The following is a 14,811-nucleotide window of genomic DNA, read 5'->3' as shown; positions in this document are numbered from 1 at the left end:
GCTGCCCGATAGAGCGAGCCACCCATTTGGGGGGCGCAGACCAATTGGAGACCTCCCATGCGCGCCCAGCCCACGGCATCGCCCTATGTCAACGGACGCTACATCGAGGACGAAGGCGGCGCGCCGCTGCCGGTCATCTATCCGGCAACCGGTGAGACCATCGCCATGCTGCGCTCGGCGACGCCGAACGTGCTGGAACTCGCCGTCGAGGCAGCGCGGGCAGCGCAGCCCGCCTGGGCGCGGCTGAAGCCGGTGGAGCGTGGGCGCATCCTGCGCCGCGCGTCCGATATCCTGCGCGCCCGCAACGCCGACCTCGCCCGCATCGAGACCCTGGACACCGGCAAGGCAATCCAGGAGACGCTGGTGGCGGACGCCCCGTCGGCGGCCGACTGCCTCGAATATTTCGGCGGTGCGGTTGCCGCCTACAATGGCGAGTCGGTCGATCTCGGCGGGCCCTTCGCCTACACAAGGCGCGAGGCGCTGGGTGTCTGCGTCGGCATCGGCGCCTGGAACTACCCGATCCAGATCGCCGGCTGGAAATCGGCACCTGCGCTCGCCATGGGCAACGCGATGGTGTTCAAGCCGTCGGAAAACACCCCGCTGTCGGCACTGGCGCTGGCCGAGATCTACAGCGAGGCCGGTCTGCCCGACGGTTTGTTCAACGTCGTGCAGGGCTATGGCGATGTCGGCGCCGGGCTCGTCGGCCACGATGTCGTCGCCAAGGTTTCGGTGACCGGCTCGGTGCCGACCGGCCGCAAGGTGCTGTCGCTCGCCGGCTCGAAGATGAAGCACGCGACGATGGAGCTCGGCGGCAAGTCACCGCTGATCGTCTTCGACGATGCCGATATCGAGAATGCCATTGGCGGCGCCATGCTCGGCAATTTCTATTCGACCGGGCAGATCTGCTCCAACGGTACGCGGGTTTTCGTGCAAAGCGGCATCCACGACCGCTTCGTCGAACGCCTTGTCGAGCGGACGAAGAAAATCCGCATCGGCGACCCACTCGATCCCGAAACCCAGATGGGGCCGCTGGTCTCCAAGGCGCAGCACGACAAGGTGGTCGGCTATATCGAAATCGGCAAGCAGGACGGCGCGACACTCGCTTGCGGCGGCAACGTGCCTTCTTTGCAGGGTTTCCAGGGCGGCTTCTTCGTCGAGCCGACCGTGTTCACCGGCGTCACCGACACGATGCGCATCGCCCGCGAGGAGATATTCGGGCCGGTGATGAGCGTGCTGAAATTCGACGGCGAGGACGAAGTGGTCGACCGCGCCAACGACACCGAATTCGGCCTAGCCGCCGGTGTCTTCACCCGCGACCTGCCGCGCGCCCACCGCGTCATTGCCGAGCTGCAGGCCGGCACCTGCTGGATCAACGCCTACAATCTGACACCCGTGGAAATCCCGTTCGGCGGCTTCAAGCAGTCCGGCATCGGACGCGAGAACTCGCTGGCGGCACTGGCGCTTTATTCGCAGCTGAAGTCGATCTATGTCGAGACCGGCGACGTGGCGAGCCCGTATTGAGCCGATCTACGCGGCTTTTTCAGCGTGCTGTCCAGATACTGCGTCAGCGCACAGACCAGATGATAGAAGATAGCGCCCGCACTCGTCGATGCGGTCGATCCAAAGGCCGAGCGGCGCCGGGTCTATGTGCCAGCGGAACAGGCGACCAACGCGTGCCTCGATTTCCGGCTTGAGGTCGGCGCCACCCGAACCGTCTAGCGCGGCCGTGACCATTGCGACGGATCCGCGCGCCGGCAGCCCCAGCCCGACACCAGCGCCCGCTTGAACGACAGCAAGTTGGAGCGGAGGTCATGTCCGGTGACGATATCCGGGTCCTGCGCCGGGACGGCGAATCAGCGTGCCAAGCCCCATGCCGAGTGGCCGGGCCCGATCAGATTGAGCTCCGGTGGTAGCGTGGAGCGGGATGGCCGAACCACCAGCGCGCAACATATTCGCGAAAGCCGGGCGGCTTGATCAGCGCTTCGGTCTCGAATTCGAAACTGTTGGGCCAAGCGTCGCCAACGATCCTGAAGGGCAAGACCGGAAACTCCCAAGAGGCGGAAAGGTACTGATATCGAGGCCCGCGGCTTAGCACGCAAGGTTTTAAGCCACGTTTATCGCGGACCGAAATCCGAGCTTTGCGGAAATGCCCGACGAAAGGAATGAAATGCGACAGAAGTGCTGCCATTGGCGCTTGCAGGAACGAGGTGTGGCGGCTATAAGCCCGCGGTCTGGTCACGGAGTGTAGCGCAGCCTGGTAGCGCACCTCGTTCGGGACGAGGGGGTCGCAGGTTCAAATCCTGCCACTCCGACCAGAAAAAACAGGCACTTAGTTGTTTGTTCTCCCGATACCCACAGCGCGAGGCCTGCCGGCGCTCTGAGTTCTGCCGGCCTGGCGACGTGTGTCACCCGATCGGGGTCGCGCTTCGCCAACGAGGGCTGTGAAGGTGCGCCGGTCCACAGTGTCGGGTGGCGTTGAGGCGTCAGCTAGAAGCGATAACGAAGCCCAACAGTATTCGCGTTGGAACCCTCTCCCATATTTCCAAACGTACCACCGGCGCCGGATCTGTGGTGGAGTTGATAGACAAGCTCGACATTGGGAGCTTGCCTTAGCCTGAAAGAAAGCTCCGCGCCGATGAAACCAAGCAAAGACGCGTCGCCATCGTAATAGATTTCGCGTTCGCGTTCGATCTCGGTGGTGCCCGTAACCGCACTCAAACCGGCCGTCACTGCGGGCGCAATCGCCAGATCGCCGATGACAAGGCCCTGGTGACGAACCCTAACCCCGGCCCAAACTTCTCCTGACGTGTCGTCGTCCTCGCCAAATCTTACGGCAGCCCCGGTCACACCGCCAAGAACGAAACCAGCGCCCATATCGACGAAATCGCGGCCATAGGCAGCTCCGATTATGTAGTTGTTCGTATAGTCGGCGCCGAATACGTTGATTGTGTTCCCAAATGATCCGGCCGCAAAAACGCCGCCAAAAAAATACACGTCGTTCTTCGCCGGTTGACCGACGGTGAAAGGATCTTCGGTAGCAATATAGATGAAGGGAGAATTGTCGGCGAGAGCGGAAGTGATGGAACAGGTCAGGACCAGTGCAGCCACAGCCGCTCGCACCCCGCGCATTCGCAAGCTCCGAATCAATCCTCAGTCGATCATCTTTCTTCCGGTATTTCACGGGAAGAAGCAAGTTCCCTGATCCAGGAATTGGATGGAGCTCTACCCATTGTTTGGGCAAGCCTTTCTTTCCGAAATGCAGGTCAGCTCACCAAATCGGATTCCCCTTTTGCCAGCGCCACCTAAGGGATCTGGTCAGATTCAAAACGCGCGTCTTGCTCCGACGCAGGGCTTTAGCCCGTCGGACCAGCCTCATGGCAAAACCCCAGTTGAACTCCAGGCCGCAATCTTCCGGCCCCAGTAAAAGTCCCGCCGGACCCTTGATCGTCAGAAAATGAGTTCCCAAGTGGGTACCAACCCGCTGGTCCGGGCCCCTCTGGTGAGAGCCTCGGCACTCTTACGATGTCGGACCGATTTTCTGACAGCCGTGCTGACAGGGGATTGCCCTTGAGTTTCTCATTCTTGTTCATCGAATGGCTCGGGACACCGCTCTGGATGTGGTCGAGCTTTTTTGTCCTTGTTATCGCTATTCTGTCATTCGACCTTGGAATTCTTCACAGGCAGGACAAGGAAATTGGCGTCCGCGAAAGCGTGATGCTTTCTGCCCTCTATGTCGCGCTCGGGCTCGCCTTCGGTGGCTGGGTATGGTGGTATCTCGGCGCCGACGCCGGCCTCGCCTATCTAACAGGCTTCGTCGTCGAAAAGACGCTGGCGCTCGACAACATCTTCGTAATTGCCCTGATATTCTCATTCTTTGCTGTGCCGCGCATCTACCAACACCGGGTGCTCTTCTGGGGCGTCCTCGGCGTCATGGTGCTGCGTGCCATTATGATCGGTGTCGGCGCGATGCTGGTCGCCGAGTTCGCTTGGGTTCTTTATATCTTCGCCGCGTTCCTGATCATCACCGGCATCAAGATGCTGATCGTCAAGGAGGCAGAACCCGACCTGTCCAAGAACGTCCTCTTCCGCTTCATGCGCAATCGCTTTAGGGTCACCGAAGAGCACCACGGACAGCGGTTTTTCGTCAAAAAGACAAATCCCGGAACAGGCCAGGCGAGTTGGTTCATCACCCCGCTCTTCATGGCCCTGGTGATGGTCGAGGTGGCCGACGTCATCTTCGCCGTGGATTCCGTCCCTGCCATTTTCGCGATCACGACAGACCCATTCATCGTCTACACCTCGAACGTCTTTGCGATCCTCGGCCTTCGCGCCCTCTATTTCGCGCTTGCGGCGATGATCCACCGCTTCCGTTATCTGAAGCCCGCGCTCGCTATCGTCCTGGTCTTCATCGGCTCGAAGATCTTCGTCGCCGATCTCCTTGGCCTTGAAAAGTTCCCGGCCGCCTTCTCGCTCGGCATTACGTTTGCGATCATCGCCGCCGGCGTGGTCTGGAGTCTTCTCAAGACCAGGGATCAGCAGCGGCGGTCCGCGTGAACGGGGGAGTCGACCCTGTCCGTCGGTCGACGCAACGACGAGGAGGTACAGACCGGCGCCGTTCTTGCTCCGGATGCGGCTGACCGCCATGACCCCTCCAGGAGGTCAAAGGACGGCAAGGTCGTGGACTGGTTGGAACATGTCAGCGACGCCGACGACGGCCCTTGGCCTCCTTCACTCGAAAGGAACCAAAATGCTCGGTCGCGGATGGAAAAGAGAGTTCGCTCACCAGGATTACTACCCGGCGAGCGAACCCTATCGGCTGCAGGAAGGGACGTAGCTGCGCCGATGTGCAAATCTTCATGGGTCATCTCCTGGACGATCAGCCAAGGGCTAGTCCAATAGCCATCAAGGTGATGGCCATCGCGAAGACTGGTGCGAGCAACCAGCGCGCCTGGCCAACGCTCTTCTCCATCGGTTTCCTCCCACAACTTGCAGCGGACAACGACCGCAAACAGCGGCCGTTCCGGGCTACGCCCTTGGTAAGACCATTGCCTTTTGCGATCAGACTTAAGTCCCCTGCTCCGCCCGACCGAAGCCCAGCCCCGGGAACGTTTGCACCTGCCCCAAGTTCGAGTGATTGGCGCAGACGATGTTGTGCTGCGTCGGTTTGCAAAGGAGGAATTCATGAAAATGCATCTTACCACCGCGGCGGCGGCGCTTCTGTTGCTTGCAGGTATCGGAGCAGCCGCAGCCGAGGACATCATCCTCCAGCCCGAGCAGGAAACAGTCATCCGTGAATATGTGAAGAAGCAGCCCCTCGCTTCGGTGAAACTTCCCGGTGTGGAACTCAATGTTGGAACAGCGCTGCCCGAAACGGTCGAGCTTCACGAAGTCCCCAACGTCAAATACCGCTACACAGTGATCGACAACCGAACAGTTGTCGTGGATCCGGGTACCCACAAGATCATCAAGATCATCGACTGAACCAGCCGCTGTCGGCTGAAGCCCGCCGCCCTTTGGGGCCACGGGCTTCGCAGCAAAACGGATGCAGATCGCCATGAACCGTGAGACTGAAATATCCCAAGCGCTGGGGGCGCGCGTGGCTGACCTCAAGGCCAAGATGCAAGAGGCCCGCATCACCAAGGGCGAAATGAAGACCTTCCAGAAAGTCGCGGCCATGATGGAGGACCGCGAGGGGCGAATTCAGGGCGACGACCTGATCGCCGCGTCTTTCGTCTCCGATCTGAACAGCCAAAAACCCGAGTAGCCATGGCGACAATCAGCAGACTTTTTGATTCGCCTGCCGAAGCTGCCCGGGTCGCAGGCGACCTTATGGGAGCTGGAATTCTTCGGGTGGAGATCGCCATCATTGGACCTTACCGGGACGAAGCGGGATTTCTATGGGCGCTCGCTCTGGGATCAATCGCTGGCGCTGGCGCTGGCGGGTTGGCCTGGTTGAGCGGCATTGCCGTTCACGCCATCAATCCTCTTGCCGCGGGACTATCGGCGACAGCGATGGCAGGCGCTGTCTTTGGCGGCCTTGCCGGCGGCCTGCTCGGCACATTTACCACGAGTTCCGCAAAGACGAATGATGCGAGCATGGCTGAGGGCATCATTTTGGTGACGGCGCATGTCGATGAAAACGAGATCGATGCCGTTCAGGCGGTGCTCGGGGACGAATCGGCGAAGTTCGTTGCCGAAGCAGCGTGAGAGTTCGCAGGGAAATTGAACGAATGGCCCAACAATTTGGAGGGCGGGAACGGTGCGGCGGCTGGCTTACCGCTTTCAGCTCGTGCCGCCGAAGTTTGCAGGTCGACCAGGCGATCCGAACGAAGCCGCTGAACATCCCTTTCCAGGTCGGAGACAACCAAAATGCGAAAGCGCGCCGCGGCGAAACTTTGACGAAAATGGCCGTCAGCGCTAGGTACTTCGATGCGGTATGACGGGCTCGATGTAACGGCAAGCCGGATGCGACATGAATTCGAATTCAACGACAGCCTCGCCACCGGCCCTGACGATTGCGCTGTTTCTTGTCGTCGGCTGTTCATCGATCGGCAGAACTGTCGATCCGGCGAAATACGATGCGATGTCGTGCCCTGAGCTCAACAGTGCGCTGGGAGGCATCGCCCGCGACATCTCGCGAACCGCAATTACCCGCGGCAAAATCGCGAATACCAACGTTCCGCGCTGGCTGCCGGGCGGCTCGCGTGTAAAAACCGCGGTCGCCAACCGTGAAACGGCTAGGATCGCCCGGCTGAAACAGCAGCAAGACGCCCTAGTCGCGGTTCGGGCAAACAAGTGCCCGAGGTCAACGGACTGAGTGAACAGCCGTGTCTGGTGTTTTGCGCCTTTTGGTGGCTACGGTCTCAGGCGCTCAACCGAAACCGTGTGACGTCGATCGCCGCGGCCATCAGCGTCTGGGTGTAGACGTGCTGCGGATTGCTGAAAATCGCCTCGGTCGGCCCTTCCTCGACGATCTTGCCCTGTTTCATGACGATGATGTAGTCGGCCATGGCGCGCACGACTGACAGATCGTGGCTGATGAAGAGGTAGGACAGCTCGTGGTCGGCCTGCAGCTTGCGCAGCAGTTCGACGATCTGTTTTTGCACCGAGCGGTCGAGTGCCGAGGTTGGTTCGTCCAGAACCACCAGCTTGGGCTTCAGGATCATGGCGCGGGCAATGGCGATGCGCTGCCGCTGGCCGCCTGAGAATTCGTGCGGGTAGCGGTTGCGGGCATTTGGATCGAGGCCGACCTCGCGCAAGGCCTCGACCGCGCGCTGGTCGCGTTGCTTGCCCGAAAGGTTCGGCTCATGCACCAGAAGCCCTTCGGTGACGACCTGGCCGACGGTCATGCGTGGCGATAGTGAACCGAACGGATCCTGGAAGACGAGCTGCATCTGGCGCCGCAGCGGCCTCATCGCTTGTCGGTCGGCAGTGGAAATGTCGTGATCGCCGAAACGGATGAGGCCGTCGCTCGGCAACAGTCGCAGCAAGGCGCGGCCGAGCGTCGATTTGCCCGAGCCGGATTCACCGACGATGCCGATGGTCTGGTTGCGCTGCAGTCGGATCGAGATGTGGTCGACGGCACGCAGCATCAACGGCTCGCCAGCAAGAAACCCGCCGCCGATCCTGAAGGTCACTTCGACATTCCTGCCTTCGAGCAGCACCGGGGCGTTGGCGGGCGGCGGCGCCTTGTGGCCGGTCGGCTCGGCTGCCAGCAGCATTTTCGTATAGGCATGCTGCGGGTTGACGAAGATGGCTTCAGCCTCCCCCTCCTCCACAACCTCGCCCTGGCGCATGACATAGACACGGTCGGCAAAGCGACGGACAATGCCAAGATCATGGGTGATGAAGACGATCGCCATGCCGAGCTTGCGCTGCAATTCGGCCAAGAGCATCAGGATTTGCGCCTGGATGGTTACGTCGAGCGCCGTCGTCGGCTCGTCGGCGATCAGGATGTCGGGATCGTTGGCGAGCGCCATGGCGATCATCACGCGCTGGCGCTGGCCGCCAGACATTTCGTGCGGATAGGACTTCATCCGCCGCTCGGGATCGGGAATATGCACCAGCCGCAGCAGCTTGAGCGCCTCTTCGCGCGCCTCGGCGACATTCAAGCCGCGATGCCGGCGGATCGGCTCGATCAGCTGATTGCCGATCGAATAGAGAGGATCGAGCGACGTCATCGGCTCCTGAAAGATCATGCTGATCTTCCGGCCACGGACCTTGTTGAGCTCGGATTTGCTCAGAGCCAGAAGGTTGCGGCCGCGATAGTCGACGCTGCCTGTCGCTTCGCCATTCGATGCCAGCAGGCTCATCGCCGCCATCATCGTCTGGCTCTTGCCGGAGCCGGACTCACCGACGACGGCAACGGTTTCGCCCGCGTTGACATGTATGTTGATGCCCTTGACCGCCTCGACCGCGCCGTCGAGCGTGCGGAAGCGGACGCGCAGGTCCTTGACGCTGAGGATCGTTTCGGAAGCAGCCATCTCAGTGATCCCCATCTCTATCGATCCCCATCTTAGCGATCCCTTGGGTCGAGCGCGTCGCGAAGGCCGTCGCCGACGAAGTTCAAGGCGAACAGCGTCGAGACGAGGAAGAAGGCGGGAAACAGGAGCAGCCAGTTGGCGGTGCCGATGTTCTTGGCGCCGACCGAGATCAGTACGCCCCAGCTGGTCATCGGCTCCTGCACACCGAGCCCCAGGAACGACAGGAAGCTCTCCAGGATGATGACCTGCGGCACCAGCAGCGTCATGTAGATCACGACGGGCCCGAGCAGGTTGGGGATGACGTGGCGCAGGAGGATGCCGCGCTGGCCGACACCCATGGCCTCCGCCGCCTGGACATATTCCTGCCGGCGGATCGACAGTGCCTGGCCGCGCACGATGCGCGCCATGTCGAGCCACAGCACTGCGCCGACCGCCAGGAACATCAGCACGAAATTGCGGCCGAAGAACACCACCAGCATGATGACGAAGAAGATGAAGGGCAAGGAATAGAGCACGTCGACGATGCGCATCATCACCTCGTCGACCTTGCCGCCGGCAAAGCCGGCAGCGGCGCCGTAGACCACGCCGATGACCACCGCCACGATGCCGGCGAGCAGGCCGATGGCCAGAGATATGCGCCCGGCCATCAGCGTGCGGGACAACAGATCGCGGCCGGTGTTGTCGGTACCGAACAGGAAGTATTGCTGCTTGATCGAGGCGCTCATCGTCACTTCGAGGCCGTCAGGCGACTTGCTTTCGATCTTGGTGCCGTCAAAGGCATCGGAGCGATCGAGATAGCGGATGTTGCGGTCGTCGATCGGCTTGGTCGACTTTACGGTAACGAAGACCTGGTTGCCCTCCTGCCGCCACTCCTTGAGGTCGACCCGCATGCGCTTGATCGCTTCGGTGAGCGCCGTCTCGATCGTGTCGGCCTTCGGATAGGCCGAAAGGCTTGGCGGCGTGCGCACATAATCACCGTAGATGGTCGTGTATTGATGCGGCACGAGTGAGGGGCCGACCACGCTGATGAGCGCGATTAAAGCGAGGTAATAGAGGCTGAACATGGCGGCGCGATTGCCCTTGAGGCGCGCCCAGGCGTCCCCCCAGAGCGAGCGGCCGATGACGGCGGGAGCCGTGGCTGCGATGTCAGTCATAGCGCACCCTCGGGTCGACGACCGCGTACATGACGTCGACGATCAGGTTGAAAACGATGGTGAAGATGGCGATCACCACCACCGTTCCCATCACCAGCGTGTAATCGCGGTTGAGCGCGGCATCGACGAAATAGCGGCCGACACCGGGAATGGAGAAGATCGTCTCGACGATGACCGAACCGGTCAGCAGAGCCGCGGCCGCCGGGCCGGTGAAGGAGACGATCGGCAGGATGGCGCCACGCAGCGCGTGCTTGACCACCACCGACCAATCGGAGAGGCCGAGCGCGCGTGCCGTGCGGATATGATGGGATCGCAGCGATTCGATCATCGAGCCACGCATCAGTCGGGCGACGATGGCGATCTGCGGCAGAGCGAGCGTCAGCACCGGGCCGACCTTGTTGATGAAAGCGCCATCGCCCCATCCACCGATCGGCAGCAGTTTCCAGGTCAGCCCGAACAGAAGCTGGATCACCGGCGCGATGACGAAGGTGGGAATCGTGCTGCCGGCGGTCGCCAGCGCGATCACCATGTAGTCGCCAAGCTTGTTCTGGTTGAGCGCGGCAATGGTGCCGAGCACGGAACCGAGCAGAAGCGCCAGGACGAGTGCCGACGCGCCGAGCTGGACCGAAATAGGCAGTCCCTTGGCGAAGAGTTCGGTGACGGTGAAATCCGGCATGTTGTAGCTCGGCCCGAAATTGCCGCGCAAAAGATTGCCGAGATAGTGGACAAATTGCAGCCAGAGCGGGTCGTTGAGACCGAACTGAGCTTCGAGATTGGCTCTGATCTCAGGGCTCAGCCCCCGCTCCTGGTTGAACGGGCCGCCTGGCGCGACGCGCATCAGGAAAAACGCCATTGTCACGATGACGAACAGCGTCGGAATGGCGGTCAGAAGCCGCCTTAATACATATCGCAGCATCGGTGCCCCGCTTGATCCAGAGCAGTGTGCGTCCAACTGGACGATTATGCTCTAGCGTTCAAATCTTCGCACCGACATTGTCGAAAATCGATCCGGTTCCCGGGCCGATGCGATGGCAAACCAGCACCGCCGCGCATGAGTGGCGCGGCGGCCCAGCTAAGGGATCAGTCCTTGCTGATGAAGCGGGACGGATGGATGTCCATCACATTGTCGTCGAAACCATGCAGCTTCGAAGAAACGATGTCGTGGTAGCTGTAGTAGAGAAGCGGGATCTCGCCGACATCATCGATGAGGATGCGCTCGGCCTCGGCGAGTTCCTTCATGCGCAGTTCGGGTTTGCCACCGGCGGCGGCGGCCTTGTCCATCGCCGCTTCGTATTTCGGGTTGTTGTAGTTCGAATAATTGTTGCCGCTGGCCTTGCGCGAGATGCCGAGGAAGGTTTCCGGGTCCTTGTAATCTGCGATCCAGGCGGCACGCGCCACATCGTAGTCGCCCTTCTGCTCGAGGAACGAGTAGTGGGTCTTGGTGTCGGTGTTGAGCAGCGTGATCTCGACGCCAAGCGGCTTCAATTGTTCCTGGATGGCGACAGCGGTGTTCTTGTGGTTTTCCGAGGTGTTGTAGCGGATCTCCATTTTCAACGGATGCTCGGGTGTATAGCCGAGTTTCTCGAGGATCTTCTTGGCAGCGTCTTCGCGGTCGATCTGCGGCATGTCGGCGTATTTGGCCAGTGCCGGCGTGTAGCCTTCGATGCCCGGAGGTACCATCGAATAGCCGGGCAGCATCGAGTTCTGCCAGACTTTTTCGGCGAGAAAGTCGCGATCGATCGCCATCGAGATGGCGTTGCGCAGTTCGACATTATCCCACGGCGCCTTGTCGGTCTTGATCGCATAATAGTAGGTGCCGAGATATGGACCGACACGGACCTGGTCGCCGAATTTGGTCTTGAGGTCGGCGAGCTGTTCGGTCGGCAGGTCACCGTAACTATCGAGTTCACCGGCCTCGAAGCGCTTCATCGCCGACGAGCGATCCTCGGTCGGGATGTAGTTGACCACGTCGACCTTGACGGTGGCGGCGTCCCAGAATTTCGGATTCTTGACCAGCTTCAGATGGTCGTTGGGAATCCACTCCGCCGCTGTATAAGCCCCGTTGGAGACCAGCTTGCCTGCCTTGATCCAGTCGGCGCCAAGCTTTTCGATAGACGCCTTGTTGACCGGATAGGTCGCCTGGTGGGTCAGCATCTCCAGGAAGTAAGGCGTCGGCGCCTTCAGCGTGACTTCGAGGGTATTCGCGTCAAGCGCCTTGACGCCCATGTCCTCCGGCTTGCCCTTCTTGGTGTTGACTTCCTCGGCGTTCTTCACGGGATAGAGCATGGAAGCGTATTCGGCAGCGGTGGCTGGATCTTCCAGCCGACGGAACGAATAAACGAAGTCGTCGGCCGTCACCGGGCTGCCGTCCGACCAGAGGCCGTTCTTGCGCAGCTTGAAGGTGTAGACTGTGCCGTCGTCGGACACCGTCCAGCTTTCGGCGGCGCCCGGAATGAGGTTCGTCTTCTGGTCATGCATGACGAGGCCCTGGAACAGGTCGCGTATGATATCGGCTTCGTAGACCGTCGACGTCTTGTGCGGATCGAGCGTCTCCGCTTCGGCGGCGGATCCGCGGTTGTAGACGGTCTCGGCGAAAGCGGGCGTGTAGAACGTGCCGGCTGCCACCGCCATGGTCGTGGCGAACACAGTCGCCCTCAGCATGTTTTTCAGCATGAAGTTCTCCCTGTCGGCGCTGCCCGTCGGCGCGCCTTTACGTGTTGACGCCCCGGAGCCGATATCTGACTCCTTCGAGCGCGCCACCGGTTCCCTCCGATGGCTGGTGGCAGGAGACTAGACAGGAGGTAAGCTCTTTTCAACTGAGTACTGATTGACCCTAAGTCAACAATGAGAAGAAAGAGGCCATCGCTAAATTAGAACATGCCTTCAATCGCTCACACCGCCAGGTTGCACCTGGGGTTTCCGCTTTTTGCATGCGAACTTTGGCATGTTCAGCGACATGGTTCGCCGTCTCATTCTTATGGCCAGAAGCCGCCGATTCCGGATAAGTACTTCGGGAACTTCGGCGGTTGAGTTCGCCCTGCTCTCACCGATCTTCATCCTCATCCTGCTTGGAATGGTTGCGTACGGCATGTATTTCGGTGCGGCCAACTCGATCCAGCAAATCGCGGCGGACGCCGCACGGACAGCCATTGCTGGGATGAACCAGACCGAACGGCAGACGCTCGTGGCCAGTTTCGTCACCAACAATGCCGGTGGATATCCGTTCGTGGATGCGAACAAGCTAACCTATCAGGCCAATGACAGCACAGCCGATGGCAGCCAGTTCGTGGTTTCCATCCAATACGATGCACGCAACCTGCCGATATGGAATCTCTTCCCTGGCATCGCGATGCCAGGGACCACGATCACGCGCCAGTCAACCATACGGGTCGGAGGTATCTAAGTGTTGCCGCATGCGCGCAAGGAGATCGGCCGGCTGGCGCGGTTGATGCTGAGTGACAGAAAGGCGAATTTTGCCGTGATGACCGCGCTCATGGCGCCGGTCGGGCTTGCGCTGGCTGCCGTCGCCATCGACGAAGCCTCGATCTACACCGAGCGTCGCGAAGCACAGGCAATGGTGGACTTGGCCGCGATCACCGCCGCCTCGAACATCACAAAGATCGACACCGCAGTCGTGACCACGCTGACCGACAACGGCATGCCGGGGGTTGTCGTTCAAGGCTCTGGACAGACGATCGCACCGGCCGTCGGCAAAACCGTCGTTTCGGTCACACCGGGACGATACGCGGCATCCGGTGCTAACGTAAGCCAGCGCTTCCAGGCCAACTTGACACCCTACAATGCCGTCCGCGTAACCCTGAAGAAGATCCCGGCCCGCTATTTCGCGAGTTCACTGATCCCCACTCCGGTCATCGGCACTGAGGCGACGGCCAGCATGACACCGCTGGCAACGTTCTCGGTAGGGTCGAGGCTGGCCAGCGTCAATGGCGGCATCCTCAACGCGCTTCTGAGCGGACTTCTCGGCGGCAACATTTCGCTCAGCGTCATGGACTACAACGGGTTGATCTCGGCCGATGTCAGCGTCCTCTCCTTCATCAGTGCCCTTGCCACGCAAGCGAACGTGACCGGCGGTACCTATTCGGATGTGCTGGCCTCCAAGGCGACCGTCGGCCAGATCGCTACCGCCATGGCCAATGTGCCTGGAGTTGGCAATACGGCCAAGGTCGCCCTGCAGACGATCGCGTCCAAGTCGACCAGCACGGTCAAGATCCCGCTCAGCAGCCTTGTCGACCTCGGCTCCGTGGGCAGCGTGGGGTTGGGGCAAACCCCGACAGGCCTAGGGGTCGATGCAAGCGCCATGGGAATGCTGACTGCCGCCGCAGTGCTGGCTAACGGCACCAACCAGGCTCAGGTCAATCTCGGAGCCACCGTACCGGGGCTTGTTTCCACCAAGCTTACCATTGCGATCGGCGAGCCGGCACAATTTTCGCCATGGCTCGCGGTCGGTGGAATCGGTACCACGGTGCGCACGGCACAGACACGTATCAAGCTGGTGGCCAGCGTCGGGGTCGGCACACCTGGTCTCGGCGGCGGCGTCAGTCTGCTGGCCGTGAACCTGCCGCTCAATGTGGAAGTCGCCTATGCCGAAGCCAAACTGACCGACATCACTTGTCCGACAGGGCCTTCCAGCATCAAGGTTTCCATCGCGGCGCACCCAGGCATTGCCGCGCTGCACCTGGCCAACAGCAACACTTCAGGCTTTGGCGACTTCAGCCAACCGCAGACATTCACCGACGCGGAAATCGCGGATGCGAACCTCAAGCTGCTGCTGACCAACATTCCGCTGATACAGATGATGGGCTCCGCCGCCACCGCGATCACCAACAACAACCCGACAACACTGACCTTCGATGCGGCCGACATCGCCAACAAGACGATCAAGACCGTTTCGACGCGCAACATTACACAATCGCTCACCACGTCTCTGGTCAGCAACCTGTCACTTTCGGTCAATGCGCTTGGCCTGGGGATCGACCTGACAGCCCTGACCGGAGCGGTCAAGCCGGCGGTGGTGACGGCGCTGAACGGTGTAACAGCGCCCGTCGACGACTTGCTCTACAATGTGCTCTCAGCGCTGGGTGTCGGCGTCGGCGAGGCCGATGTACGGGTTACCGGCGCGACCTGCGGACGCTCGGTACTCGTCCAGTAAGGAC

The 14,811-nt window shown here is 60.9% G+C and carries 14 protein-coding genes, 1 tRNA gene and 1 pseudogene; 9 read left to right on the top strand and 7 right to left on the bottom strand.

The annotated features are described in order from the left end of the window. Positions 1-57 precede the first annotated feature (57 nt). On the top strand, positions 58-1,521 hold the full coding sequence (gene betB / locus NKJ01_RS11700) for a betaine-aldehyde dehydrogenase (protein WP_352728062.1): 1,464 nt from the start codon (positions 58-60) through the stop codon (positions 1,519-1,521). Here the strand turns inward: betB and NKJ01_RS11695 are convergent. Further along, positions 1,485-1,722: pseudogene (locus tag NKJ01_RS11695) on the bottom strand (hypothetical protein); the annotation flags it as partial. The gene betB and the pseudogene NKJ01_RS11695 overlap by 37 nt on opposite strands. Before the next feature lie 169 nt (positions 1,723-1,891). After that, positions 1,892-2,038: a hypothetical protein gene (locus tag NKJ01_RS36445; RefSeq protein WP_502905876.1), complete on the bottom strand. Its 147-nt coding sequence runs from the start codon at positions 2,036-2,038 to the stop codon at positions 1,892-1,894. A gap of 200 nt (positions 2,039-2,238) precedes the next feature. Here NKJ01_RS36445 and NKJ01_RS11685 point away from each other — a divergent pair. Further along, positions 2,239-2,315: transfer RNA gene (locus tag NKJ01_RS11685), tRNA-Pro, on the top strand. Positions 2,316-2,487: 172 nt separating this feature from the next. Here the strand turns inward: NKJ01_RS11685 and NKJ01_RS11680 are convergent. Continuing rightward, the gene (locus tag NKJ01_RS11680; RefSeq protein ID WP_352728060.1) at positions 2,488-3,129 is read right to left on the bottom strand and encodes a hypothetical protein; all 642 of its coding nucleotides are present in this window, start codon (positions 3,127-3,129) and stop codon (positions 2,488-2,490) included. A 438-nt stretch (positions 3,130-3,567) separates the two neighbouring features. Here NKJ01_RS11680 and NKJ01_RS11675 point away from each other — a divergent pair, with 438 nt between their 5' ends. From NKJ01_RS11675 to NKJ01_RS11655, 5 genes are all read left to right on the top strand, one after another. Continuing rightward, positions 3,568-4,554: a TerC family protein gene (locus tag NKJ01_RS11675; protein ID WP_352728058.1), complete on the top strand. Its 987-nt coding sequence runs from the start codon at positions 3,568-3,570 to the stop codon at positions 4,552-4,554. A gap of 627 nt (positions 4,555-5,181) precedes the next feature. After that, complete coding sequence (locus NKJ01_RS11670; protein WP_352728056.1) at positions 5,182-5,481, top strand: DUF1236 domain-containing protein; 300 nt, start codon at positions 5,182-5,184, stop codon at positions 5,479-5,481. Between the two features lie 61 nt (positions 5,482-5,542). Next, entirely contained in the window at positions 5,543-5,764 is a 222-nt protein-coding gene (locus NKJ01_RS11665; protein WP_352606667.1) for a hypothetical protein, read from the top strand. A gap of 86 nt (positions 5,765-5,850) precedes the next feature. Beyond that, positions 5,851-6,207, top strand: coding sequence for a hypothetical protein (locus tag NKJ01_RS11660; RefSeq protein ID WP_352728054.1), 357 nt, complete (start codon positions 5,851-5,853; stop codon positions 6,205-6,207). A 265-nt stretch (positions 6,208-6,472) separates the two neighbouring features. Next, the gene (locus NKJ01_RS11655; RefSeq protein ID WP_023760521.1) at positions 6,473-6,817 is read left to right on the top strand and encodes a hypothetical protein; all 345 of its coding nucleotides are present in this window, start codon (positions 6,473-6,475) and stop codon (positions 6,815-6,817) included. A 46-nt stretch (positions 6,818-6,863) separates the two neighbouring features. Here the strand turns inward: NKJ01_RS11655 and NKJ01_RS11650 are convergent, their stop codons facing one another. From NKJ01_RS11650 to NKJ01_RS11635, 4 genes are all read right to left on the bottom strand, one after another. Then, positions 6,864-8,483: an ABC transporter ATP-binding protein gene (locus tag NKJ01_RS11650; protein WP_023760522.1), complete on the bottom strand. Its 1,620-nt coding sequence runs from the start codon at positions 8,481-8,483 to the stop codon at positions 6,864-6,866. A gap of 32 nt (positions 8,484-8,515) precedes the next feature. Next, positions 8,516-9,637, bottom strand: a complete 1,122-nt coding sequence (locus NKJ01_RS11645; protein ID WP_352728052.1) for an ABC transporter permease subunit — start codon at positions 9,635-9,637, stop codon at positions 8,516-8,518. Continuing rightward, on the bottom strand, positions 9,630-10,553 hold the full coding sequence (locus NKJ01_RS11640; protein ID WP_352606657.1) for an ABC transporter permease subunit: 924 nt from the start codon (positions 10,551-10,553) through the stop codon (positions 9,630-9,632). The genes NKJ01_RS11645 and NKJ01_RS11640 overlap by 8 nt, the downstream gene beginning before the upstream one ends. 164 nt (positions 10,554-10,717) lie before the next feature. Continuing rightward, a complete protein-coding gene (locus NKJ01_RS11635; protein WP_352728050.1) occupies positions 10,718-12,310 on the bottom strand; it encodes a peptide ABC transporter substrate-binding protein in 1,593 nt (530 codons plus the stop codon). A 283-nt stretch (positions 12,311-12,593) separates the two neighbouring features. Here NKJ01_RS11635 and NKJ01_RS11630 point away from each other — a divergent pair, with 283 nt between their 5' ends. Together NKJ01_RS11630 and NKJ01_RS11625 are read left to right on the top strand one after the other, a co-directional pair. After that, the gene (locus NKJ01_RS11630) at positions 12,594-13,040 is read left to right on the top strand and encodes a TadE/TadG family type IV pilus assembly protein (protein WP_352728218.1); all 447 of its coding nucleotides are present in this window, start codon (positions 12,594-12,596) and stop codon (positions 13,038-13,040) included. After that, complete coding sequence (locus tag NKJ01_RS11625) at positions 13,041-14,807, top strand: Tad domain-containing protein (RefSeq protein WP_352728048.1); 1,767 nt, start codon at positions 13,041-13,043, stop codon at positions 14,805-14,807. It abuts the gene before it with no gap. The last annotated feature ends 4 nt before the right edge of the window (positions 14,808-14,811 follow it).

It is taken from the genome of Mesorhizobium sp. M0276, assembly GCF_040321755.1.
GTDB lineage: Bacteria > Pseudomonadota > Alphaproteobacteria > Rhizobiales > Rhizobiaceae > Mesorhizobium.
This window is presented reverse-complemented; position numbering and strand designations above follow the sequence as displayed.